The sequence below is a fragment of the Pedobacter sp. UBA5917 genome (genome assembly GCF_002432345.1).
Taxonomy (GTDB): domain Bacteria; phylum Bacteroidota; class Bacteroidia; order Sphingobacteriales; family Sphingobacteriaceae; genus Pedobacter.
In genome coordinates, this window is the sequence record NZ_DJDT01000274.1 from 1 (window position 1) to 26,449 (window position 26,449).

The following is a 26,449-nucleotide window of genomic DNA, read 5'->3' on the forward strand; positions in this document are numbered from 1 at the left end:
AACAAAAAATGCCGGCTGAAAACTTTTCTTTGAAAGTTAGTGGATTGGCTGGGTCAGTCCATACTGAAAACTTTGTTAGGCAGGATTAAAAGTAGAGCGGAGATATGGTGCTTTGGCCTAGTTGGGCGGAAATGCACAAACACATAACATTCTTATTAATAAATAGTTATAAAATAACATCAATAGTAGCGGAGTAAACGCAACCGAGAGATATATTTAGAGAAAGACCTCTCTTCCATCCGATAGCTATCGGATCGAGATGACAACACTTTTGGGAGTACGTCGAAGAACGGTATGAAAAACTCTGTGCCCTCTGTGTTTTAATCTCTGTACTCTCTGTGGTAAAAAAAGCCAATTAGTCTTGCGGGCGCTGTGGTAAAAAAGCAATTAATTCAACCGGTCTATCCGCATGATAAAATCGGTATCTCCACTCAATTGCAGTCCTTTTTTAAGTGCTCCGGTTTTAATGTTGTACAGCCAGATGTAATTTCCTTCTTTGGTAGAATTTACCGAGATATAAGCCGTATCGCCCTCCACAATCACACACTCCCTTCTCGTTCCCTTATCCAACGGAAGGTTCAGCCTGGTTATCGATTGCGTAGTAAGATCAAGCACATAAAATTCAAAATGTGCCGTACTGTAATGATCGCCCAAACCTTTAAACAGGTCTTTTCTTTCCGAACGGATGATGGCTTTATTGCCTCCCAGATACCACATTCCATAAGCATGGTTCTGGATTTTAGATGCCGAAATATTAAAGAAATAATCAGGGTCTATTTTTTTATCACCCGCCTTGATTTTAAATATTCCTGTTGGCAGATCAGGATGGTTACCCAAAGCAATCCCCGGGCAGGATTGAAAGTAATAATCGCCATTAGCGTCTTTAAAATTATAAGACTGAATGGTGTTGATTCCACCCGGATAGGTAGAACGTGTATCTTTTTGTGTAGCTATTAGCTTCATCTGCGGATAACTGAGCTCCGAAACGTATAAGGTATCGCTGGTTAAATAACTGGATACACCCTGCGGAATATGATAGGTATAACCAACCAATAACGCATTACCTTTTTTCTCTACAAAACCAATAGAAAGCGTGGTAAACTTCCCTGATGGTGCCGGAATGGCCATATCGCCCTGCGCAATCGCTTCCATTTTGACAGTATTCACGAATGTGTATTTAGCATGGTTATAACCCGAAAGATTTAAGCCGCTAAGCAATAAACTATCTTTGCCAAGCCAGTTAAAATTTTCGATACTAAAATCTTTGATATCTAAAAAACCGGCAGTAACCAGTTTTCCGTTTTCGAGCTTAAATTTAGAAAAGCGGTTGCTTTTACGGTTAAGGTGATAGAAAAACCCATCTTTCACAAAAACATCCCTGTCCATATCCTTTGGATCAAGGTATACACCCGATGTTTCAGGCTTTAATTCGCCACTATCCAAAGTATTGCTGGTTAACAGGTATTCTTTCCCATCCTTTGCCAAAATATACAAACTGTATCTGCCATTCTCCCCCAAACTGTTTTTTTCTTTACAGCCAAGCAAGTAAAGGGTAAAAATTACAGGAACGAAAAATTGAATAATGCGGTTGATATTCATGGTAAATGTGGGCGTTAAATATCAAACTGGGCCGAAAGCTGTTTCTGCATCACCGGCGGCAGATCCATCAGGTTCCGTTCGCTGATCACAATGATACTTTTCACACCGGTTTTATTTTTCAGGATAATATAAGTTTGGCCTTTTAACAGGGTTACTTTTTTATCCGTTCCTTCGAAAACGAGGTCGATATCTTTTTTTGGTGAAATGAGGATGCTTCCCGTAAGGTCGATCATCCCATCGCTACTGTTTATTTTGGCAATGGTATTTGGTCCGAGCGATACATTGTATCCGGTAGCATCGATATGTTTTACCTGGATTGCGGAAGGATTATTCAGTTCTACAAATTCAGTTTGAGGAGCTGGTTTATGGGCAAATGCGAAATAAACAATTGTGCCCGCTAAGGCTATTAATAGAGAAGCGGCAATAGCACCTTTCCACATAAAATAAACGTTACTTCTTTTTGGCAAAGGTTTAACCTCTTGCGGGAGCACCGTTTCAATTTCCTGCCACATTTCCTGTTTCAGACTATTTTTATCTACAGGTAAAGCCGTAATATCCAAATCATCTGCATCGGTATTAAATAGCCATTCCTCTACCATCCTGCGTTCTTCGGCAGTGCAGGTATTTAAATGGTATTTTTCTAAAATCTCGTTACTGATGTTCATCCGGATAAATTGCCGTTAACAGAAATGTGCTATCTGCAAACTTAATAAATTATTGCTTTTAAATAGAAGTAGCCTAAACACCGATTTACCGTAAGTGTGATCAATAAAAAAATCAATAATTAGCCAAACCTACTTTTAACCTGCTCATTGCCTTAGTGATGTGGTACTCAACCGCCCGTTCCGAAATCACCAGCAAACTGGCTATTTCCTTATTGCTCATACCCTGTTCTCTACTCATTTTATAAACTCTTTTACACTGACAGGGCAAAGTATCAACCAAAAGGTTTACTTTTTCTTTTAAATTGTTAAAAAGTACCTGTTCTTCGGTACAATTGCTGGATACAGAGCAATCCATCACCTGAAATTCGTTGTGTTTTTGCCTGTTTACCTTGTTCCGGATATACTCGAAGGTTTTAAACTTGGCCGAGCGGATGAGATAATGTTCTATTTTTTCGATTTCGAGTTCAGCCCTGCGTTCCCAAAGGGATTTGAAAATCTCCTGCACCATGCCTTTGGCAGGTTCAACCTCTTTAATGTTGTTGTAGCAAACGGCAAATACCTTTTCCCAATAAAGCTCATAGGCCATTTCGAACGATTGTTTATCGATCTTGATTAACCCGGTCATTAAAGGTTTGTTGATTGCTTCCAATTAATTATATGATACTTGGCGGCAAATATAGTTATTTAGATCAATTAAAAATAAGAGGTTTTTGTTAAATAACAAAGCGTCATCTATCTTAGGAATATTAACGCTAAGTTCGATTCTAACCGTCACCCTGAATTTATTTTAGGGTCCATCTAGCAAGAAAGATGCTAATCCCGAAGCTTCGGGACGGCATGACGATCTTGTTATTTTGCAACGGATTCACGGAAAACACGGATTTTTACCGGGCCAAAAGGCAATATGTATTTTATTTTTCCCGCAGATTTAAAAAGATCAAAAACGCAGATTAAACAGATATTGGGTGTTAGATATTCACTATAAATCTGTGTTTCGGTGGCTAAATAAACCTTATGGCTATATACAATCTATTTAAATCTGCGGCCTTTTCTGCGTCATCTGCGGGAAACAAAACGATAACGACTTCTCCTTTCACGAAAGTATCACCAGATCAATATCCTTCATTGCCAGGTTCTTCAACAATCCATTAAAAACGGCAGTACGCAAAATCACCTGAAAAATATTAAGATGGGGTTTGCCGATACATATCGTGGTAATTTCCTTTTCGGTAGCGAGATCAATAATAGTTTTGGTAATGGCGTTACTTTTTATTTTGATTACTTCGGCACCCAGTTCGGTAGCCAGCTTAAAATGGTTGATGAGGTGGCGCTGCTTATCGAGTTTTATGCGTTCCATACTTTCACTATCACTCTGCACGTATAGCACCATCCATGGCGAACGGTAATAAGAAGCCAGCCTTGCCGTTTTGCGGATCACCACGCCCGCGGTTTCTGCATTGGAAGAGATACAGGCCAGAAAGCGTTCGGGCCGGAGTTTAATCGATTTGGGAATTTCGGTCTGGATTTTCCGTTCCACCTGGTGCACCACTTCTTTAAGTGCCAATTCGCGCAGCTGGAGGATTTTATCTGACTGAAAAAAGTTACCTAACGCCCTTTCAATCTTCGATTTATCGTAAATTTTTCCTTCTTTTAAGCGCGTAACCAGTTCATCGGCGGTAAGATCGATGTTTACAATTTCATCGGCAAGTTCGAGTATTTTATCCGGGATCCGTTCGGTAACTGCAATGCCGGTAATCTGTTCAATTTCTTCGTTTATACTTTCTAAGTGCTGGATATTTACGGCAGAAATTACGCTGATGCCCGCTTCGAGCAGATCGAAAACATCCTGCCAGCGCTTGCTGTTTTTGCTGCCTTCGGCATTGGTATGGGCAAGTTCATCAACAATTACAATTTCGGGATGGCGGTTCAGGATCGCTTTGAGATCCATCTCTTCTATTTCCTTACCACGATAAAAGATCTTTCTGCGTTCTACAATGGGAAGTCCTTCAAGCAAGGCATGGGTTTCGGCCCGGTTATGGGTTTCTACATAGCCAATGCAAATATCTACGCCATTACGCAATAGTGCATGGGACTCTTGCAGCATGCGGTAAGTTTTGCCCACGCCTGCGCTCATACCGATGTAGATTTTCAGTTTGCCACGTCTGGATTTTTTCACCAGATCCAAAAAGTGTTTTACCGATTCTTCTTTTTGCTCATCCATGGTATTTACCAGCTAACGCTCATTATTCCGTTTTCTATCAGTATCGTAACTGCAATTATCATCACCAATGTGAATAATACCATCATAAATCTAAAGGAAATCTTGTTAAAAAGCAGTTTAAAGTATTTTTCTGTGGCATAACTTTTTCGGTTGGCCACTGTTCGCTTTCTTTTTAAAGAGCTTAATTTTCTCATCATTAACATGCCGAGGAATGCTAAAAAAAGGCTGAATAAGATTTCTATGTATGGATGCATTTTTTTCAAGATTAAATTCGATCGAATCTGTCACGTTGAGCCTGTCGAAACGCCAATCATAAGTTTTGGCTAATCCTTCAACAGGCTCAGGATGACAAATTGTTAAAGGGTGTCCGTTCGCGCTTACTTAAAACGATACCGCTATACTTGCCGTAAGGCTTGCATTGGCGTTAACCGCAGCGCCTTCGCGGGCAAATATTTTGTCTTTACTATCATAAGCTTTTCCTTCCAGCCTGATTACCGCATTGTTTATCGGCGAATAATCGAGGTTTAACGAATAACCTTTTGTTTTGAAACCCTGCGGTGTTCCGGTGGCAATAAAAATTCCGTTTTTATCTTCATAATATTCGAACCTGCCTGCAACAGCCCATTTTGGGGCAAATTTGTATTGGGCAATGGCTACCGGAGAAATCACTTCGTTTTTATCGCTGCTGCCTTTTTGTTTTTGCTGGGTTCCGTAATCAAACCCAAGTGTTACGCCAAACTTATCGGTAAGCTGGAAAATTCCATATACGTTATGGTAAAACCTGTTTACCCTAACCGAATCAGCACCTTCGGTACCCAGATAATTGCTATAGTTTACAGTGATTTTATCGGTCGGTTTCCAGGTTAACTGTAGTCCGCCGGCAGGTTTATCGTTTCCGTTCTGACGGGTAATACGCTGCCATCCGTTAAGATACAATGCGGTAGCCGTAAATTTGCCATCTTTAGTGCCATAAGTAATTTTCGCTCCCGATTCGTAATAAGGGGTATTCTCCGAAGAGATATTCCGGGTAAGTACCCAGCAATCTTTAGAAATGGCACTTTCGAAACCAATGTGTGATGAAAATATACCGGCATCAATCCACAAATTTTCTGTTTTGGATAATTTAACACCTGCATTGGCCTCAAATATATTTTTCAATACACTTGGTTCGGCAGCGAGATTGGCATTGGCATAAGTTCCTGCCATTACCGCTAGGTTGGCCCTGATTGTTCCGCTATCGTAAGCAGCCTTGATAAAACCAAGGTTCAGGTTCACCTCGTTTGCGCGGTTATGCGAATAAATAAATCCAGGGCGGTTATGGTCGGCAGGCTTATTAAAATCGTATCCATAATAGGCTTCAAGATACCCGCTTACTTTAATTTTGGGTTCATCCTGTGCTTTAGTGATGATGGTTGTGGTAAGTGCAGCGGCAAGTAATAATAGTTTTTTCATTTTATCTGATTGTTTTGTATTGGGCAAAGCATAAGGCCCTTTTTTATGTTTTGGGCCAAATGCATTGTTATTGTTTTTGGGGGTATTGTTTTTTGTTAATGCTCCCCAGCGGTCGTCATTGCGAGGAAGAATGACGAAGCAATCTTTTTTGCTATCATAAGCTTTCAATAAAGATTGCTTCAACCAATGAAAAATTGGTTTCGCAATGACGACTTTGGGAGAAAAATCTTCAATTAAAGCTCATCAAGGGCAAGGTTCAATTTCAGTACATTTACTGATGAGGGGCCGAAAACACCCATGAAAGGTTTAAGGGTATTCATGGCAACCAGTTCTTTTACTTTTTTTACATCGATTTTACGGGCCGCAGCAACTCTTTGGATTTGAATGGCAGCACCCTGCTCTGAAATATTTGGATCTAGTCCACTTCCTGATGCAGTAACCATATCGGCCGGGATATCTGATTTTTTTAGGCCCGGATTGTATTTTAATAAAGTATCGATACGGGTTTGAACTTCTTTTAAATAATCGGGGTTTGACGGGCCTTTGTTTGAGCCTGCCGAACCTGCTGCATTGTAGGCTACGGCTGATGGTCTTCCCCAGAAATATTGCGGTTTGGTAAACGATTGTCCTAATAAGGCATAACCAACAGTTTTACCATTTTTGGTGATTTTTTCGCCTCCACCATTTCCTTTAGACATTTTACCGATAAAGGCCACAGTAATAGGATATACTACGCATAACAACACCAATAATACAAGTGTTAAGCGGATAGATTGAATGATGTACTTTTTCATCTTTGTAAATTTTAAATTTTCTTTGTTGTCATCCTGAGCTTGTCGAAGGATCTTTAATCAGGCACTACTGCTTTTAAGCAACTTCATCATCGCCTGCAGATGCTTCGCTGCGCTCAGCATGACAGATTGTTTTATACAAATAAGCCAACCAGTAAATCGATTATTTTAATACCTATAAATGGGGCTACCACACCACCGATACCGTATATAAACAGGTTACGGCGTAATAAAGCGGTTGCACCGATAGGTTTGTAGGCCACACCTTTTAAAGCCAGTGGAATCAGGATCGGGATAATTATCGCGTTAAAAATCACCGCCGACATAATTGCCGATTCTGGCGAGTGAAGGCCCATAATGTTCAGGCTTTGCAAAGCTGGTATTGATGCAATAAACAATGCAGGCACAATGGCGAAATACTTAGCCACGTCGTTCGCGATAGAGAAAGTGGTTAGTGTACCACGGGTAATCAGCAATTGTTTACCGATTTCTACAATCTCAATCAGTTTGGTAGGGTCGTTATCTAAATCCACCATGTTACCGGCTTCTTTTGCAGCCTGTGTTCCGCTGTTCATGGCCACACCTACATCGGCTTGTGCCAAAGCAGGGGCATCATTGGTACCATCACCCATCATCGCTACCAGTTTACCAAGTGCCTGCTCATCTTTGATGTAGTTCATTTTATCTTCTGGTTTAGCCTCTGCAATAAAATCATCAACACCAGCTTTTTCAGCGATATATTTAGCCGTTAAAGGATTATCACCAGTAACCATTACCGTTTTTACACCCATTTTGCGCAAGCGTTCGAAACGTTCGCTAATGCCTGGTTTAATAATATCCTGCAATTCGATTACGCCAAGTGCTTTTTCGTTTTCAGAAACCACTAAAGGTGTTCCGCCATTGGTGGCAATGGTTTTTACATGGTTTTCGATATCCGAAGGGAAATTATTTCCGGCTTTCTGTACGATATTCCTGATCGAATCGAAAGCGCCTTTTCTGATCCTTCTTTCATCGGCAGTATCCAATCCACTCGAACGGGTTTCGGCAGTAAACTTGATAAAGGTAGATCCCTGTGGTGTTCCGGCTGATTTAACACCCTGCTCGGCGGCCAGTTCGATAATCGATTTTCCTTCCGGGGTTTCATCGGCTAAAGAGCTTAATACGCAGGCATCGGTAAAAGCTTTAATGTTTACACCCGCAGTTGGATAAAAATTGGTGGCTTTACGGTTACCAATGGTGATGGTTCCGGTTTTATCCAAAAGCAGCACATCAATATCTCCGGCAGTTTCTACCGCTTTACCCGATTTGGTAATTACATTGGCCCTTAATGCCCTATCCATTCCGGCGATACCAATGGCAGATAGAAGTCCGCCGATGGTAGTTGGAATTAAACACACAAAAAGTGAGATTAATGCAGCAATGGTAATCGGTGTATTGGCATAATCGGCAAAGGGTTTTAAGGTTACGCATACAATGATAAATACCAGGGTAAAACTTGCCAATAAAATGGTTAAGGCAATTTCGTTTGGTGTTTTTTGACGTGATGCACCTTCAACCAATGCAATCATTTTATCTAAAAAGCTTTCGCCGGGGGCAGTGCTTACCTGAACTTTAATTTCATCAGATAAAACTTTTGTTCCACCGGTTACCGATGATTTATCACCACCCGATTCGCGGATTACCGGAGCCGATTCGCCGGTGATGGCCGATTCGTCGATAGTGGCAATCCCTTCGATAATTTCTCCATCGGTAGGGATCGTATCTCCGGTTTCGCAGATAAATACATCACCTTTTTTTAACTGGTTTGAAGAACGGATTTCGATGGTACCGTTTGCCAGAATTACTTTGGCTGGTGTTTCTTCTCTTGTTTTACGTAAACTATCGGCCTGTGCTTTACCTCTTGCTTCGGCAATAGCCTCGGCAAAGTTTGCAAACAGCACAGTTAGCAACAGTACCAAAAAGATAAAGAAGTTATATAAAGGCGATCCCTGTCCGCTGTGGCTGAAAGAGTATATTGTAACGTAAGCCATCACCAGGGTTCCGATCTCTACGGTAAACATTACCGGATTGCGGACCATCGCCCTTGGATCGAGCTTAATGAAAGATTGTTTTAGTGCGGTCTGCACTAAGGCAGGTTCGAACAATTTATTATTGGGTTTCATGTTTTTTGTTTTAATGTATGATGGAAGATGTATAATGGATGATGTAGGAGTAGTTAAGTACCCATTTCCCATCATCCATCTTACCTTTTCCATCCTAATGTGTAAAGTATTCTGCCAATGGGCCTAAAGCCAGTGCAGGGAAATAAGATAGTGCGTTCAATACCAGTATTACCGCAAAAGTCATCAGGGCAAAGGTTTTGGTATCTGTTTTAAGTGTACCAGCTGATTCGGGAATGAATTTTTTGGCACCTAATAAACCTGCAATCGCCACCGGACCGATAATCGGTAGGAAACGGCCAAGGAAAATCACAATACCGGTTGATAAATTCCAGAAGATATTGTTATCGCCCAGCCCTTCAAAACCTGAACCATTGTTGGCATTGGATGAAGTAACCTCATAAAGCATTTCTGAAAATCCATGGAAACCAGGGTTATTGAGCCAGTTTTTAGGTTGAACAGCCCAGGCGGCATTGCCATGACTGGTAAAAATGTAACTGGCAATGGCTGTTCCGGCAAGGATTAAAAACGGGCTTAACAAAGTAATAATAGCGGCGATTTTAATCTCTCTTGCTTCTACTTTATGACCAAGAAATTCTGGCGTTCTGCCCACCATCAGGCCCGAAATAAATACGGCAACAATCAGGTAAATGAAGTAGTTTAATAAACCTACACCACAACCGCCATAAAATGAGTTGATCATCATGGCCAGCAACTGCCATAAACCGGTTAAAGGCATCGTACTATCATGCATTCCGTTTACCGATCCGGTAGAAATTACAGTGGTTAAGGTACTCCAGTATGCGGTAGCTGCAGGGCCGATCCGCATTTCCTTACCTTCCATTGCTCCTGTAGCTTGTGAGATACCCATTTTTGCCAAAGCCAGGTTACCACCTAACTCTGAGCTTAATGATGGTAAAAGCAGCATAAAGAAACCGATTGTCATTACGCCGAAAATGGTCCAGGCCAATTTTTTCCTGCGGATAAAGAAACCGAAAGCAATAACCATAGCCAATGGGATAATGGTTTGTGCAATAATTTCAGTCATGTTGGTTAAGTAACTTGGGTTTTCCAACGGATGTGCCGAATTGGCTCCAAAATAACCTCCACCATTTGTACCTAAGTGTTTAATGGCGATCATCTGCGCTGCCGGACCTCTCGAAACATTTACGGTATCGCCCTGTAAGGAAATAAACTTGTCTTTACCCTCGTAACTTGCAGGCGTACCGTTAAAAGTTAAAATCAGGGCTACAATAACCGATAATGGCAACAATAAACGGGTAATCGATTTTACAAAGAACTCCCAGAAATTGCCCAGTTGCGTAGTTGTTTTATCTCTAAAAGCTTTAAAAAACACCACTGCCGCAGCTATACCTGTTGCCGCACTTACAAACTGCAGAAACATCAGTACAAACTGCTGGGTGAGGTAACTTACGCCACTTTCGCCCGAATAATGCTGCAGGTTACAGTTGGCTACGAAACTGATAATGGTGTTGAAGGCCAGATCGGGTGTCATCCCAGGATTTCCGTCCGGATTGAATGGAAGTTTATCCTGATAGATGAGTACAAAAAAGCCATAGAACAACCACAATATATTAATGGTAAGCAGGGCTTTCATCTGCTGCTTCCAGTTCATCTGTTCTTTTACGTTAATTCCGGAAAGCTTATAAATACCAGTTTCCAATGGTTTTAAAAAGTCTGTCCAGACTTTTTCCCCTGCAAAAACCTTGGCCAGGTATTTACCCAATGGTATTGCAATAACCAGGGTAAGCAGGAAGGTGGCGATAATGCCTGTTAATTCAGTGTTCATTTTTTGATTTGTTAATTGCCCTCCACAAAGGAGGAAGGGTTAAAATTTTTCGGGTTTGATCAGCACGTAAATCATATAGATAAATACGGCGATGGCGATAATGAATAATGCGATCATAATGTTAGATTTTTTCGAACCAGTCGATTGATTTGTAAGTAGCCCAGCAGAGCAGTACAAGGATTAAAAAAAGTAGTATTGTCATGATTCTAATGATTTTGTATGCCATTAACCAATCCTGTACCAACAAAAGGGAAAAATCAATCAATTAACTGATTACCAGTAAATTACGCAGTTTATTAGTTATTAAATAAATTTTAGGCATAAAAAAACCCTTCCATTTTGGAAAGGTTTTTTTCATTGTGGGAAAATTGTTCCGTCATTGCAAGGAGGCTTTAAGAGGGGCGTCACCCTGAACTTGTTTCAGGGTCTTTCATGCAAGATTAGATATCTCCTCAAGTGTTTCGCTAAGGCCTAACACCTAATTCGATGTTTTCTGATTTTCCGTGGCAAAAAAAGCAAGTTCAAACAAAAAATAAGTCTTAGCAAGGCGCTAAAACTAGGAGTTGTCATCCTGAGCTTGTTGAAGGATCTCCATTCCGCTTTGCTCCAGTCGAGATGACGCTCATTTTATTAAGTCGTCACCCTGAACTTGTTTCAGGGTCTTTCATGCTTGCGCTCGTTTCCAAATGACTGCATAAATAGTCGCACGATTTTATCGTTGCAAACGATATCCTATTCAACGCTCGTTAGAAACGAGCGTTAGAGGAAGTTCAGAATGACAAAGACTCCAACAAACTGATGTAAATATCAATCCCTTCTTCAATCTCCTCAATACCGATATACTCATTGGCAGTGTGCGATCGTGCAGAATTGCCCGGACCCATCTTAACCGACGGCATATCCAGCCAGCCCTGATCTGAACTGGTTGGTGAGAGATAGGTTTTTCTTCCCAGCGAAAGTCCTGCTACCACCAAAGGGTGAAGAATATCGATGTAAGATGGCTTTAGTACATTCGGTCGTAGTGTAAAATCGCATGAAGTATGGTTGATGACCGTATTTACAATTTCCTTTTCGGTATAGTTATGATCAAAACGGATATCAACTGTAAAACTGCATTCGCCGGGTACAATATTATGCTGAATACCGGCTTTAATTTCTGTCACCGTCATTTTTACAGGCTGTGGCTCGCCATCCATAATCGGAAACAGGTAGCTTTTAAACCATTCTATATCTTTTAGAGCATGGTAAATGGCATTATCGCCTTCCTCCCTTGCGGCATGGCCTGATCGGCCTTTGGCAACACAATCGATCACCATCGAACCTTTTTCGGCAATGGCCATCTGCATGCAGGTTGGCTCGCCAACAATGGCAAAGGCAATTTCCTTAATGTCGCTCAAAATATCGCGGATACCCAGCTCGCCTGAGGTTTCTTCTTCGGCAGTTGTGGCCAAACAAAGGTTAAAAGGCAGGTCTTTCCGCTCAAAGAAATAAAGAAATGTAGCGATTAAAGTTACAAGTGGTCCGCCGGCATCGTTGCTGCCCAGACCGTACAATTTTTCATTTTCAATGGTTGGACTAAAAGGATCACGGGTATATTGGCCGTTAGGTTTTACCGTATCGTGATGAGAATTTAAAAGAATGGTTGGTTTTGATGCCTCCATGTATTTATTGTAACACCACACATTGTTGTGTTTCCTTAAGGTGTTAACACCGTGTTGATTTAAAAAAGATTCGATGTGATCGGCTGTGCTTGTTTCCTCTCCGCTAAGCGAAGGAATGGTAATCAATGTAGAAAGAAGTTCGACAGATTCCTGATATAAATGGTTAAGATCATTACCCTCAGTGAGGTGTATTTTACTAATGGTATTCATAATGATGTGCTTAAGTGATTAAGAGTGGGCAATTTCCTGGTAGATTTCTGTTTGTTGATACACTACCGGCTGTGCATCTATAAAATATTCAGGATCGAAAAGCATGGCAGTACAAAGGCAGTTGCATTTTTTCTTACGTTCCAGAATATCATAGTTTACGCAACTTTTACAGCCTTCCCAGAAATGTTCGTCGTGCGTGATTTCGGCAAAACTTACCGGAAGAAAACCAAGTTTGGAATTCATCCTCATAATGGCCGGGCCCGAGGTAATGCTAAAGATTTTTGAATCGGGGTACAACCTTCTCGACATTTTAAAAATCCGATCTTTGATTGATCTGGCTACACCTGAGTTTCTGAATTTTGGAGCAACAATTAATCCCGAGTTGGAAACAAAACGGCCTTCTTCCCAGGTTTCGATATAGGCAAAACCTACCCACTCTCCGGTATCGGTTAAGGCAATAACCGCTTTACCGGCACGCATTTTTTCGATTACGGATCCAGCCGTTCTTTTCGCTATCCCCGAGCCGCGTGCAATGGCCGATTGTTCTGTTTCTGTGATGATTTCTTCTGCATAGGGCGCATCGTTCTGATTGGCGGTGCGCACAAAAATGATAGGGTTATCCATGATGATTAAAATTTCATGCTGCGCCTATTACAAAACAGGTGCCCCAAATCGCAGCCAATACTTAAATCATGGTTTAAATCCAATTATTGAATACTATTTTTTTCCATGCCAATCCACTTTTCATCAAAACCCTTCCAAAATGAAAGACTTAATTCCATTTTGGCACATCAATTTGATTTTTTTCACCAATTGGGAAAACCTTATCCTTTTATTCAGCGTATGTATTTTAAACCAAACAGGAATAATCTTTAAAATAAGTGCCAACACAATACCGTAATTGATAATTATAACTTAACTTAAAGTCATTAACACTAAAGTTTTGGTGCATATCCCGAATAGTCCTTTTTTAACCTAAACCGTAACGATATGATGCTCAATCCCAACAACAAATCCTTTGTAAGGCCTCTTATCCAGTACATGGAACAATACCATAAAATTTCCAGTGCTTTGGTTGCACAATACGAAATACAGTGCACTCCTGTTACAGTAAAGAAGAATAAACACATTGTTTCCCCTATCGATCAGAATGCAGCATTATACTTTGTGGTAAGCGGTATTGTACGGGGTTTTATAAAAGATAGCGATAAGGATATTACCACCTGGTTCTGTTTTGGGAACAATATAGTTGGAGCTATCCGGCATCCGGATCAGCGCTCGAACCATTCGGTAGAATATCTGCAGGCACTTGAAGATTGTGAACTGATCCGCATTCCGTATACTTTGATCGAATATGCTTATGCCAATTATGAGGAAGCCAATATTGTGGGCCGAAAACTTTTGGCTTTACATTATTATGCAGCTTCGGAACGATCGATATTGGCCAGGATCCCCAATGCCTTACGCAGATACCAGAAAATGGCAGAAAGCAAAAAAATAGACCTGAACAAAATACCGCTCCGTTACCTGGCCAGTTATTTGGGTATGCGTTTAGAAACACTGAGCAGACTCAGAAGTAAAGAACTGCACAAAGCCATTGAGCACGATATTGCTGTTTAAACGCGAACAGTTTAGGCATAAGTAAATTTGATTATTTATCTTTGGATATACATCAAAAAGCAGATCCAACTATGACCGAGAACCTATTTTCGTACGGAACGTTACAACAGGAAAATGTACAGCAGGATACTTTTGGAAGGTTATTAGCGGGCCACCAAACCATATTGGCAGGCTATAAACTTTCGTGGGTAGAAATTACCGATGAAAAGGTGCTGGCCTCGAGTGGTGTTAACCAACATCCGATTATCAGTTTTACAGGCGATGCAAATGACGCGATTGAAGGTACAGTTTTTAAGATCACAGCTGATGAATTAAAACAGGCCGACGAATACGAGGTGGATGATTACAAACGCATTTCGGTTAAACTGCAATCAGGCGAAAATGCATGGGTATATATTAATGCAGAATAAATTATGATGAATAGGGTTTTGCATGTAAATCTCGAAAAGGAGTTAAATGATTCTTTCTCGATTAACCGTTTTGAAGATCATTTCTTTCCGGATCAGGCTGCATACCGTTTAACTTACCATCGCATTTTACTCCTTTCACAGGGATCGGGAGAAATCCAGATTGATGACCAACATTTTCAATTATCCGGTCAGGAAATTTTTCTCATGGCCAAAGGACAGATCATTAATTTTAATAAAAACACCCGGTTTTCAGGTTTTGAACTGAGTTTCGGAGATTGTTTTTGGGAAAGAAGCCCTTCGAGTGCCAATAACTGTAAGGCAGTACTATTTAACAACGCTGCTAACAATCAGCAACTATTCCTTAATAAAAATGATCACATCCACTTAAATTCCCTGTTTGGCAGCTTGTACGATGAATTTTCTTCTGCAGATTATGTGAATAAATTAGATGCTTTGGCAGCTTATTTAAAAATCATTATGATTAAAATTGCCAATGTAAACGCGGCGTTAACTGCCGGAATGGACAGTCATGAAAACAAACTTTACCGGAATTTTATCGAACTGATCAGTAAACATTACCAAACTTCGCACGAAGTGGGCAATTATGCTGATTTAATGGGCATATCTGCCAGAAAACTGACCGAGCTTTCTAAGAAATGCAGTGGTAAAGGTGCAAAAGACCTTATTAACGGACAATTGATTGCTGAAGCTAAACGCGCACTTCAGTTTTCGTCAAAACCGGTAAAAGAAATTGCCTATCAGCTTAATTTTAGTTCTCCAGACCAATTTAGCCACTTTTTTAAAAAGAACATGGCTATTTCTCCGCAGGATTACCGGATGCATTTTGTTGGCATGGGACTCTCATAAGTCGTCATTGCGAGAAGGCTTTTTCAACCGACGAAGCAATCTTACAACGATCGCTACCTCGCGTGCGCATTAAGATTGCTTCGTGCCTCGCAATGACGACTCTTTTTATTTAAGTCTTATGGTAGTGAAGTGCAACGAAGTCGAGATGACGGTCGCTTTATTCGAAACTTTTGCAGAGATGACTGTCTTTCTAGCGATTCGTCACCCTGAACTTGTTTCAGGGTCTATCATGCAAAATTAGATCGCTCCATTCCACTACACTTCAGTCGAGATAACGGTCAATCTATTCACTCCAAGGCGAATGCAAAATGCAATCGCAAAAGTTTTTGCGGTGAAAATTCGGGATCATATAAGCACAAACATCGGCTTTGATGTTGCCAAAAGTGGTTTCTGTTTTATGTTCGAAACCACTAAAAAATGTGGGGATAATATTTTTCTTAAAATCATTACGCGGAAAAGCTTCAATAATTTCTAAACGATTGGATTCGGAAAGATTTTCGTAGCCCTCGCCCATTACATCCAAACCAACTCCGCTATACATTAAAGCCACCTCGGCTTCTTTATGTTCGGCAATACCAATGGTGGTGTGCAGGGCAATGGTATCCCAAACCAATTGCAGCGATGCCGGGGGTAAACCATGGCTTTTTAAGAAATCCCTTGCCGCATTTGCACCATCTACCTCGAAACGCAGATCGGCACTGCTGTATTTTTTGGTCAAACCCAGATCGTGGAATACCGAACTTACATACAGCAGTTCCGCATCGTATTTCAGGTTATTTCTTTTTCCATTTAAGGAAGAGAAAAGAAAAACGCGCAAAGAATGGTTGTAAATAAATTCGGTTCCATGTTCCAATAAAAGTTCGGTTGCCTGGTTGGCAATGGCACTATCGGGAATAGAAATCCCTGCAACTGATTTTGGTTTAATAACTGACATATCTTTAAAATTTTATATGTCAAAGGTAGATCCTTAAAGAAACCTGTTATTGTTAAAAACCGATAAGTGCATGTTAATTTGTGCAATGGCTTATAAAAATAAAACGGCGCACCCATTTGGATGCGCCGTACTGAACCGATAAATCAAAACGGTTTTAGATTAAAAATTTGTATTTACAATTAACTGGCTCCTGCCCGAATCAACAAAATCAAGTGGGATAATCCCATATTTGCCATGGGTATTGTTGGTAAAATAGGTAGTAATTTTTGGGTTGATAAAGTTCGAAACAGTTGTAATGCTTGGGATACTGAATATACCCGGTTTGTAGCCACTGGCATAGTTAAGGTAAAGTTTGTTCGAAGTATCGTTTTTTGCTTCGTTAAACAGGGTTTCAATCCTTGTCCATTTGGTATTTACGTCATTAACGTTGTAAAAATCCTGGATTTTTAAACTGGCTGCCGAATTGTTGATATCGAATGTAGTATTATCAGCCCAGGCAGTAGCATCAATCCCTTTTGGAGAAGAGGCCCCGAACCTTCTCAACAGTCTGATTTTTCCGCGGATACTGCCCAGCGTAGGAATATTGTTACCCAAATCCCACTTGCCCGGATTTTGCTGTACATACGAATCAAAAGTTTGTTCGAACGAACGGTTATTATTTGATGGGGTATGCTCTTCTTTAACACTCATGATAATGGCTTCGGTTGGGTGACTGTTTAAAAAGTTGATACAGGCATTTAGCACATCGTTAAAATTAAGGTTCTGGTAAATGGCACCATGATGGATAGCAAAAGCGTTATCAATGTGCCTGCAACGGATATCGAGGTAACGTACACCCGCATTTAACTGATCGGCAATGCTCAGGTTCTGGCATTTGGCCGTACCTGAAACGGGTTCGATCGTAGCGCCCGAATCGTGTGTACCAGGGATAGAGAGTGTAGCAATGCTGTTCTGATCGGCCAGTACGCCCATCCAGTTATTAAGCGAAAAGCTTACCAGTGCTGCATTGGGATTTACGTTTTCTTTTAATTTCGGGCCCGAAAGTGTTTCAGTTTTTTGTTCTTCTTTTTTACAGGCACTAAAAGTGAGTACCAGGGCCACAAAAAGTGGCAGTTGTAATTTTTTCATAGTTTTTTGAGGAAGATTGATGATCTATTTGGTTCAGTATCTTAAAATTAGTAAAAGGATTTACTAAATCGTTATACTTAACCATATAATAATGATTACTTAATTTTTCACTAGCTGAATACTTTGTTTGTAAGGTTGTAATGCTTAAACATTGGAATGTTTGGACACTACTCAAATCCGTAAAAACCCGAAATACGGTGCAATCAAACCGCAAAAAGACCCACGTTATAAAATGTTAAAGGAAATATTTATCTGCCGATAACTTAATCCCCCTCTATAAAATCGAGATCTCTATCACTTGTTTCGGGTATGGTGAGGATACAATAAAACCCCAGGGCAAAACATATCAATCCCAATAAAGCAGCAGCATGTAACTCAAACACCAATGGTTTTAGATAAGCGTAAAGCGTAGTCATGAGCACAACCGTTCCACGTACCATGTTCGGGATAGTTGTTGCAGCCGTTGCCCTTACATTGGTACCAAACTGTTCGGCCCCAATGGTAACAAACATTGCCCAGTACCCGATTCCGAAACCCAGCCATAAACACATCAGATACAGCAATTTTGCGCTTTGGATTCCGGCATATAGATAAATTAACGCGCCAATAAATGTTAAAAGCATCATAATGGTGACGGCTTTTTTCCTTGAGGAAAGATAATAGCTCATTACCCCGCTCAATAGATCGCCTGCTGCAAGGCCAATATAACACCACATTACAGCTAATCCAGGTTTTACGGTTTCTGTAATGCCTAAAGCCTTAGCAAATTCATTACTGAATGTGGCTAAAATCCCGATTACATACCATGTTGGCAAACCGATTCCTATGCATTTAGCATAAAGTTTTAAGCGGCTTGAATTTGTAAAAAAAGACAAAAAATCTCCTTTTCTCAACTCACTCTTTTCTGCCATTTCCTTAAACATACCCGATTCGAAAACGCCAATCCTTAATAACAGCAACAGTACACCAAGCCCTCCACCTGTAAAATAGGCATAACGCCAACTAAAAAGTTCTACTGTAAAATAGGCGGCAACAGCACCCAAAAGACCAACACCTGCTACTACTGAGGTACCTATTGCCCTTAATTTTTTAGGCAGGCTTTCGGAAACCAAAGTTATCCCCGCCCCGAGTTCGCCGGCCAAACCGATGCCGGCAATAAAACGCAATGCTTTATAAACGGGAACATCCTGTACAAAACCACAGGCAAAATTGGCAATTGAATAGGTAATAATAGAACCAAATAAAACTGAAAGTCGTCCTTTTTTATCGCCTAAAACACCCCATAAGATACCTCCAATTAACAAACCGCCCATCTGCCAGTTTAAAATACTGGCACCTTCTATTGATCTTTCTGCTTCGTTCAGACCTAAATCAGTTAAACTGGGTATCCTTACAATCCCAAATAATAAAAGATCGTATATATCCACGAAATAGCCTAATGCGGCAACTACCACAGCAGCACTAAAAAGATGCTGCCATGATTTTTTATTTTGATAAGTTTCCATTTTACAGATAAGTAAATGTTACGGTTGCCTTGCAGTCTTTATTTGCAGTAGCCCTTATCCAATGGGCACTAAAACCATCCGGGAAGGTATAATTTACGGTTTGGCCTGCTTTAATAGAAAATGTTTTGTAACGGTAAAAACCCGACAGATCAAAATCAACTTCAAGGGTAATATCTACATCTTTATCTGCAGTTAAACTAACTTTTTTCTGATCATAGCCCGTCATCAAATAGGGCAGCGATGGATTATTTGCCTTTATAGCTGCATTTTTCCATACCGCTCCCTCACCAACAGGTTTACCCATTTTCCACAGATCATCAATCCCACCGTACCATAATCCATTAATTTGGTTGCCAAAATAATGTCCATCAGGTTTTGCGTCCTGTTTGGTTCCGCTAATAACCAATAATCCCCTCCAGGTACAAAAATCTGTTATTTTTTTGTTGTGTGTGGTAACGGGACGGATGGCATTAAAACCCGATTCGCGGCCAACTTCATAAAAAGTTCCCTGGATGTTCATCATAAAACGTTCTGATTCGACCTCCCTCTTATCGCGGTAATTGAAAAGTTCATAGTTAGCTGATCCCTTTGGCAAACGGAAAGTACCCGTTTTATCTTTAATGATAATAGATGCATCATCAACTGTATAATTTTTAGCCAGCGCCAAAAGTTTTTCCATCTGGGCCGTACTATCTGCCGTATTATTTAGAAAAGATAATTTCTCGTCAACCTCCTGATATTGTTTTTTACCTTTTGTGATATTCAATACCTGCAGATTTTTGTTGTAGCCTGAAGGGCGGATCAGATTTTCGTTAACGTTTGTCTGCTCGTTGATGCCAGCAATTGTATTAAACATTGGATCCTGGTTTTGGTGCATTTTCCCCGTAAAATGAAAGAATGCCGAAGCGGTACAGTTTTTATCCGTTTTAATTCTTACCCAGGTAGCCTTAAAACCTGCCGGAAATATAAAATATTGATAGGATTTTGCCCCAATTGTAATTGTTTTATAATCTTCCCATTTATTGCTTCCATTTTTATCTACCTGGATGGTGAAACGTACTGCTTGAGTTGATTTTTGACTCAGGTGTAATACCTTTTTATCGAAACCATTTACCAGAAATGCATCGGATGGGATATTTGCTTTAACCTCATCGTTATCCCAGGGGCCACCCCATCCTGTGGTACCTCCCCAGTTTTTTAAATCGTTCCACTGCCCGAACCATAAGTTGGATTGTGCCCTTCCGGCCATGGGGTTTTCTAAAACCGTGGTTTCATCTGTAGCGATAACAATCTGGTTGTTCCAGCTGCAGAAATCCGGGATATAGCGCAAATGGCTGTTAACCGGACTAATGCCCTTGCTATTGTTCCTGGAAAAAGTTTTAGGAAAATCGTACATCATGCCATGCATATCCATCAGCATTTTACCATTGCCCACCTCGCGGATACGCGGCCATTCGGTATACCAGCCTCCGCGGTGATCGTAGGTATGTGCAGCTTTTGGTAAGCGGTAGGTATACCATTTGCCACCATCCAATAATTTCAAGATTACCGAACGTTTATCCCAGCCAATACTCCAAAGTGGTGCTTTATCATTTGGCGAGCCATAAATACCGCCTGGCCCGGTTACATCGGTAAACTGACGGCGTTCGATAATTTTCCACGTTTTACCATCCCAACTGGCCAAAACGCCTTTTTCTTCTTCGTTTTTTGGTAGATCGCCTGCCTCAAGCATCTCTTTCGTCAGTTTAAAAACGGCTTCTTCACCATTATTTGCAACTACCAATTGTTTTTGTGCGGTATACGCTCCTTTGCCATGCCAACCGGGAACTGGTTTATTAAATAGTTTTTTAACCGCCAGTGTATGCACATTTACTTCATACAACATGCCTTCCATATCGTAAAAATAGACCATATTGGCCGGATCGGTAAGGTGGCGTGTGGTTGAGGTCATGCGGCCCGGCATTACCGAAAAGGGAATTACTTTGATATTACCCTTATCATCGATAAAATAATTGCTTGTAATTAACTGGTTCGATTCTCTGTGGATCATTCTGTTTGCAGGTGTGCCACCAATACTTTCGGGATGAATGGTGACATTGAGATTGTTATCTACACTGTACAATTTATCGGAACTTCCATTTGGCATGTGGGGCGAATAGGTAACCATCCAGAGTTTGCCCGCCCAGGGCGTAATGGCACCAATGCCATTTTCGCCACCATCGCCATAGCTTTTGGTAACACTTTTCTTTTGCCAGTCCTGTTTGCTCCAGCTTTCGTTAAAAGTTGCCAGATGTGGATAAACACCACTAACCTGTAAGGGTTTTGTTTGGGCATAGGCAAAATGAACAGTAAAAATGGCTGAACCGATCAGAGCGCTAAATCTTATTGTTGGTTTTATTTTCATGAGTGGGAATAAAAAGCCGAAATTATTTCTTCCGGCTACTATGTTAATAATTTGGGTTTTGGGTAATATTGTTATTTACGCGTCTTTCTACAGCAGGGATAGGCCATAAATACTGTTTGTTTTTATCGAAACTTCTATTCACTAAAATTTTAACATCAGCACCAAAACCAGAATAATCTGCAATTCCATCGGCATCTATCGGGGTCACCCCAGGGAAAGGCCACTTTGCACGGTTTTGATTGGCCGGATCGGGCAAACCGATTACCGGCGTCCTTAAAGCTTTCTCAGCCAGTTTCCATCTGATCAGGTCCATATAGCGTAAGCCTTCTCTCACAAACTCAACACGTCTTTCCCTTCGTACAATTTTCCTCAGTTCGGTAACATCGGTGGTAACCACTGCCGGATAAGAAGTAATTTGTGCTGCTGATACGCCGTAAGCCCTTGCCCTAATCTGGTTAATGGCATCTAAAACCGTAACATCTATTTCCCCCAGCTCAATTTTTGCTTCGGCATAGGTTAATAACATTTCGGCATAGCGGATAATGATGGCGTCGTTATCTTCTGTTAGGCGGTCGGCCCAGGTCTGATCGATCCCTTTTTTCCACAGAAAACCTGTAAAACTTGCATTTACAGCTACCCTGCGGGTGTCGTTATTCGTTACTTTCCGGCCCAGTTTATTGCTCCAAACCTGTAAAGAATCTGGATGTGGAGCATAATTATAACCTAACCAATAGGTATTAAATTCAACTACCGTAGCGGTTAAACGCGGGTCTCTATTCTTAAATGGATCTAAGGGATTGTATAATGAAGATTCGTTAATTGGTTTTCCATCGGTACATTCGTAAGCATCAACAATTTCCCTTGTTGGCAGCTGGGCGCCAAAACCACCGGCATTTCTTGATATATTATCCTGAACGTACGCCGCCGAGCTTGATACGTTCTGGGCCTGTTCCCTTGGAATACTGATAATTAATTCTTTACTGCTTTCGCCGGGTTTTAGAAATAACTGGAAAAAACCCGGATTTAAGGCATAGTTCCCGGCTGTAGCTAAATCCATAACCGCTTTGGCTGCATCGCGGGCAATGGCATAATCGCCCATATATAGGGCAGTTCTTGCTTTTATTGCCAAAGCAGCTCCTTTAGTTAATCTTTTAATACTTGCTGTACTATAACTGGCCGGAAGGTTTAGGGCTGCAAAATCCAATTCTGTATAAATAAATTTTAGGATTTCGCTCTTAGCAGTTCTTTTAATCCCATAAGCGGCCGATAATTCTATAGGTTCAGTTAAAAAAGGAACATCGCCAAAGTGCGTAATCAGTTTTGAATATTGGTATGCCCTGATCAGTCTCATTTCGGCCTCTAATCTTAAAATTACTGCAGCAGGTGTATTTGCTGCCGCTCTATTCTTATTGGCAATGAAAGAATTTGCCCTTGCAATACCTTTATAACATATTAACCAGTAATTATTTACCGTTCCGTCTTCAGCGGTCATTGTACCACCGATTACCGCATTGGTTAACTGGCCCCTATGCCATTCGTTATCGCTGTACAGTTCGTTATCGTTTTGCCAGAAATCCAATCGGTAAAGATCGTTTACAGCAAGTTCCAATTCGGTTTGGTTCGAATAGAAAGTACCTGTTGCCGCCTCCGAAAGCGGATTTAAATCGAGCTTGTTGCAAGCTGATAACCCTAATATTGCCAAAAGGAGAAAATATATCTTTTTCATCTTTATATAATTTGATTTTTTTTCAATGATGATAAAACCATCATATTTTATTTATCCTGAACAGTAATTGGTTAAAACTTGATGCTTGCTCCTGCCAATACGGTAGAAACTATCGGGTAAGCATAATCGCCACCTTCGGGATCTAGATATTTCGGAAATTTACTCACCGAAAACAGATCGTTTCCGGATATATATATTCTCAGGCCCTTAATGCCTATCTTTTTAACCCATTCATCTTTTAAGCTATATCCCAGGGTGATGTTCTTTAACCTGAAATAGGAACCACTGATTAAATAATGGTCTGATAGGGCATAGTTATTACCGCCTGATGTATTGGATAACCTCGGATAAAAAGCAGCTGCATTCTGCTCTGGTGTGTTGTTTAAACTCCAGAATTTCCCAACCATATCCTGTGGTACATTACCAAAGGCTTCGGCAAAAGGTCTGATTGCCTCATTATTTAAACGACTTAATTTTTTGCCTATCCCCTGAAAAACCAGACTGAAATCGAATCCCTTGTAATCGGCCCTAATATTCCCCCCATATTGGTATCTTGGTAAAGCACCACCCAATAACACCCTGTCATCAGGCGTTATTTTGCCATCGTTATTGGTATCCATGTATCTAAAATCACCAGGTTTTGTATTGGTGTTGGCAACGGGACCGGCGGTTACTTCTGCTGCATTCTGAAAAATGCCGTTATATTTATAGCCAAACCATTCGTTATACTCGCTTCCGGTTCTGATAACCTGATCGCCAAGAAACTGTGTACCTTTTAAATCCCCGATTTTTGATTTGGCATCAGATAAATTTGCGCCGATACTATAATTGATTTCGCCGATCTTATCCTTCCAGTTTACTTCCAGTTCAAAACCTTTTACGTCAAGGGTTCCAGCATTTTGGTTTGGTTTATCATATCCTATATAAAGGGGTATATCCAGTGGCAATAAAATATCAAAAGTTTTCTTTTTATAATAAGAAGCAGATAAGCTTAGGCGGTTGTTCAGAAATGCTGCATCCAAACCAAAATCGGTTGTCTGGCTGGTTTCCCAGGTGATGTTCTCAACAGCATAAACCTGCTGTCCGGCACCACTTAAGGGCACAACTACGCCATTTTGATAGAACAGCGCACTGGTAAAATCCAAAGTAGCCTGATAAGGATAATATGCCGGATTATTATTCCGGTCCAGTAAACGTTCGTTACCTGCCTGGCCCCATCCGCCCCTTATTTTCAAGAAGGATAACCACTTGATGTTCTTCATAAAGCTTTCTTCGCTTATTGCCCATCCTCCTGATAAGGAAGGATAAACAGCTGTACGGAACTGAGAAGCAAATCTTGAAGACTGATCAGAGCGGATATTGCCCTGCAAATAGTATTTATTTTTATAGTTATACTGCAACCGTCCAAAAAAAGAATGGAGGCCAGACTCATTTGAACTTCCATTATTATCCCTAAGTTCTGTACTACCCGTATTTAAATAAGGAAAATCGGTTAAAGAAAATCCCGATCTCGAAGCACCTAAACTTTCGGTATTCCGATAATTTTCTTCGTAGCCTGCTAATAGATCGATGTTATGGTCGTTCGCTATGGTTTTGGCATAATTTGCCAAAAACTGCCCGTTTATGGTAAAGTTTTCTGTTCGTCCTTCTGTTAAAACAGTGCGGGCCTGGTTAAGTACTGTACTTACCGAACCATCGGGGTTATTGAATTTTATCTGTTTTGAAAAATTTTTGCCCTTGTTAAAATCAAAAGTTGGTGCAACAAGCGCCGTTAAGGTTAAGCCCAAAACCGGTTTATAGTTTAAAGCCATCCTTCCGCCTAACTGATTTGCAGTATTTTTCTGAAAACCACCTTTTTGAATCTGGGCTACTGGGTTTCTGCCATCTTTTCCAAATGCCAGATCGCCATTATTGTAAACATCATCGTAAATGGGCGGCATAATGCGCGATTCGTAAATTGGGTTATAGCCGTTTAATTCACCACCATTTGCATTATTGGTTGTTCTGCTAAAATTAACATCCAGGTTTGCGTTTAGCTTTTCACTTATCTTAAAATCGTTATTTATCCTGAAAAGGTACCTGTCGAAAGATCGGTTATCATAAAAAGCACCGGCTTTACTATAATCAAATGATGCTTTCGATTTAATTTTATCGGTACCAGTGGTAAAAACCAATCCATGGCGCTGGCGCGGAGCTGTACTGTTTGTTAAGACAGAATTTTGCCAATCGGTATTCGGAAATTTATCAGGATCTAGCGCGTTATTGGTCAGATAATTATCAATTGTTGCTTGCGGGTATGGCCCGCTGCTTCCGCCATCGTTGGTAACCTGTTCATTGATGTAACGCATGTAGTCTACTACCCCAACATATTTAGGTAGGGCAATTGCTTTTTGTGCACCATATTCGTAGTTGTATTCAAAATTGCTTTGCCCGTTCAATCCTCTTTTGGTGGTAACCAATATTACACCTGCAGCACCACGCGAGCCGTAAATAGCGGCAGAAGCAGCATCTTTTAACACGGTGATATTTTCTACATCGTTAGGGTTGATATTATCGATATTCCCAGGAACGCCATCGATGATAACCAGCGGACTATTGGTACCTATTGTGGTAACCCCTCTGATTAATATGGTAGAACTGTTGCCTGGTGCCCCACTTGTTCTTGTAGAAGATAAACCTGGTACACTTCCCTGCAAAGCTTCAGATATCTGCAGGGTTTGCCTGCCGCCAACATCTTTAGCACTGATGCTGGTGATTGAACCCGTTAAATCTTTCTTTTTCTGTGTACCATAACCTACCACCACCACATCGCCAAGGTTTTTCGTGTTTGTAGAAAGACTGATGACCAGATTTGTTCCTGTTATGGCAACGGTTTGTTCCTGATAGCCAACATATGTAACTAAAAGTTTATTTGTACCTGCCGGAATATTTAAACCGAATTGTCCGTTTGTATCGGTGGTTGTACCTGTTTTTGTACCAGGAATACTAATGGTAACACCGATGAGACTTTCTTTGGTACCAGCATCAATTACCTTTCCGGTAACTAATTTGGTTTGGGCCTTTAGTGCGTAACAGGTACACAAAAAGAACACCATTAGGAGTAGTTTTTTTTTCATTAAATTTGGTTAGATTTATAAAAAATAGTTTGTTTTGCAGCCGATGATGGTTCATCAATTATTTGCTATCCTAAATTTAGGCAATGAACTACTCCTCAGAATGCTAACCATTTATACAAATGTTTGCCAATATTATTGACAAGACAACAAGCTAATTATCAATCAATTAAA

The 26,449-nt window shown here is 40.7% G+C and carries 20 protein-coding genes; 3 read left to right on the top strand and 17 right to left on the bottom strand.

The genetic code is table 11. The annotated features are described in order from the left end of the window. Window positions 1-387 precede the first annotated feature (387 nt). From B2V92_RS18435 to B2V92_RS18485, 11 genes are all read right to left on the bottom strand, one after another. Window positions 388-1,599, bottom strand: coding sequence for a DUF4374 domain-containing protein (locus B2V92_RS18435; RefSeq protein WP_293310932.1), 1,212 nt, complete (start codon window positions 1,597-1,599; stop codon window positions 388-390). A gap of 14 nt (window positions 1,600-1,613) precedes the next feature. Then, window positions 1,614-2,264, bottom strand: coding sequence for a hypothetical protein (locus tag B2V92_RS18440; protein WP_293310934.1), 651 nt, complete (start codon window positions 2,262-2,264; stop codon window positions 1,614-1,616). A gap of 112 nt (window positions 2,265-2,376) precedes the next feature. After that, entirely contained in the window at window positions 2,377-2,889 is a 513-nt protein-coding gene (locus tag B2V92_RS18445) for a sigma-70 family RNA polymerase sigma factor (protein WP_293310936.1), read from the bottom strand. Between the two features lie 468 nt (window positions 2,890-3,357). Then, a complete protein-coding gene (locus tag B2V92_RS18450) occupies window positions 3,358-4,485 on the bottom strand; it encodes a sensor protein KdpD (RefSeq protein WP_293310938.1) in 1,128 nt (375 codons plus the stop codon). A 381-nt stretch (window positions 4,486-4,866) separates the two neighbouring features. Continuing rightward, window positions 4,867-5,937 carry a porin gene (locus tag B2V92_RS18455; RefSeq protein WP_293310940.1) on the bottom strand — a complete coding sequence of 357 codons (1,071 nt, stop codon included), beginning with the start codon at window positions 5,935-5,937 and terminating at the stop codon, window positions 4,867-4,869. 233 nt (window positions 5,938-6,170) lie between these two features. Beyond that, window positions 6,171-6,731 carry a K(+)-transporting ATPase subunit C gene (locus B2V92_RS18460; protein WP_293310942.1) on the bottom strand — a complete coding sequence of 187 codons (561 nt, stop codon included), beginning with the start codon at window positions 6,729-6,731 and terminating at the stop codon, window positions 6,171-6,173. Between the two features lie 131 nt (window positions 6,732-6,862). Further along, window positions 6,863-8,890 (bottom strand): potassium-transporting ATPase subunit KdpB, encoded by a 2,028-nt coding sequence (gene kdpB / locus B2V92_RS18465; protein WP_293310978.1) that lies wholly within the window; start codon window positions 8,888-8,890, stop codon window positions 6,863-6,865. 94 nt (window positions 8,891-8,984) lie between these two features. Continuing rightward, window positions 8,985-10,697 (bottom strand): potassium-transporting ATPase subunit KdpA, encoded by a 1,713-nt coding sequence (kdpA, locus tag B2V92_RS18470; RefSeq protein WP_293310944.1) that lies wholly within the window; start codon window positions 10,695-10,697, stop codon window positions 8,985-8,987. Window positions 10,698-10,736: 39 nt separating this feature from the next. Continuing rightward, window positions 10,737-10,814, bottom strand: coding sequence for a potassium-transporting ATPase subunit F (locus B2V92_RS18475; protein WP_082035969.1), 78 nt, complete (start codon window positions 10,812-10,814; stop codon window positions 10,737-10,739). A 653-nt stretch (window positions 10,815-11,467) separates the two neighbouring features. Beyond that, window positions 11,468-12,568, bottom strand: a complete 1,101-nt coding sequence (locus B2V92_RS18480; protein WP_293310946.1) for a M20/M25/M40 family metallo-hydrolase — start codon at window positions 12,566-12,568, stop codon at window positions 11,468-11,470. Between the two features lie 18 nt (window positions 12,569-12,586). Next, window positions 12,587-13,192, bottom strand: a complete 606-nt coding sequence (locus B2V92_RS18485; protein WP_293310948.1) for an N-acetyltransferase — start codon at window positions 13,190-13,192, stop codon at window positions 12,587-12,589. Between the two features lie 366 nt (window positions 13,193-13,558). Here B2V92_RS18485 and B2V92_RS18490 point away from each other — a divergent pair, with 366 nt between their 5' ends. The 3 genes from B2V92_RS18490 to B2V92_RS18500 all read left to right on the top strand — a co-directional run bounded on the left by B2V92_RS18490 (window position 13,559) and on the right by B2V92_RS18500 (window position 15,465). Further along, window positions 13,559-14,188: a Crp/Fnr family transcriptional regulator gene (locus tag B2V92_RS18490; protein ID WP_293310950.1), complete on the top strand. Its 630-nt coding sequence runs from the start codon at window positions 13,559-13,561 to the stop codon at window positions 14,186-14,188. 71 nt (window positions 14,189-14,259) lie between these two features. After that, the gene (locus tag B2V92_RS18495) at window positions 14,260-14,598 is read left to right on the top strand and encodes a gamma-glutamylcyclotransferase family protein (protein WP_293310952.1); all 339 of its coding nucleotides are present in this window, start codon (window positions 14,260-14,262) and stop codon (window positions 14,596-14,598) included. A gap of 3 nt (window positions 14,599-14,601) precedes the next feature. Beyond that, window positions 14,602-15,465: a helix-turn-helix domain-containing protein gene (locus B2V92_RS18500; RefSeq protein ID WP_293310954.1), complete on the top strand. Its 864-nt coding sequence runs from the start codon at window positions 14,602-14,604 to the stop codon at window positions 15,463-15,465. Between the two features lie 283 nt (window positions 15,466-15,748). Here the strand turns inward: B2V92_RS18500 and B2V92_RS18505 are convergent, their stop codons facing one another. The 6 genes from B2V92_RS18505 to B2V92_RS18530 all read right to left on the bottom strand — a co-directional run bounded on the left by B2V92_RS18505 (window position 15,749) and on the right by B2V92_RS18530 (window position 26,278). Continuing rightward, window positions 15,749-16,399, bottom strand: coding sequence for an HD domain-containing protein (locus B2V92_RS18505; protein WP_293310956.1), 651 nt, complete (start codon window positions 16,397-16,399; stop codon window positions 15,749-15,751). Window positions 16,400-16,558: 159 nt separating this feature from the next. Beyond that, a complete protein-coding gene (locus tag B2V92_RS18510) occupies window positions 16,559-17,527 on the bottom strand; it encodes a phosphatidylinositol-specific phospholipase C (protein WP_293310958.1) in 969 nt (322 codons plus the stop codon). A 263-nt stretch (window positions 17,528-17,790) separates the two neighbouring features. Beyond that, the gene (locus tag B2V92_RS18515; protein WP_293310960.1) at window positions 17,791-19,032 is read right to left on the bottom strand and encodes an MFS transporter; all 1,242 of its coding nucleotides are present in this window, start codon (window positions 19,030-19,032) and stop codon (window positions 17,791-17,793) included. Window position 19,033: 1 nt separating this feature from the next. Beyond that, window positions 19,034-21,436, bottom strand: coding sequence for a hypothetical protein (locus tag B2V92_RS18520; protein WP_293310962.1), 2,403 nt, complete (start codon window positions 21,434-21,436; stop codon window positions 19,034-19,036). Window positions 21,437-21,479: 43 nt separating this feature from the next. Continuing rightward, window positions 21,480-23,162 (bottom strand): RagB/SusD family nutrient uptake outer membrane protein, encoded by a 1,683-nt coding sequence (locus B2V92_RS18525; RefSeq protein WP_293310964.1) that lies wholly within the window; start codon window positions 23,160-23,162, stop codon window positions 21,480-21,482. A 71-nt stretch (window positions 23,163-23,233) separates the two neighbouring features. Beyond that, window positions 23,234-26,278, bottom strand: a complete 3,045-nt coding sequence (locus B2V92_RS18530; RefSeq protein WP_293310966.1) for a SusC/RagA family TonB-linked outer membrane protein — start codon at window positions 26,276-26,278, stop codon at window positions 23,234-23,236. Window positions 26,279-26,449: the final 171 nt, after the last annotated feature.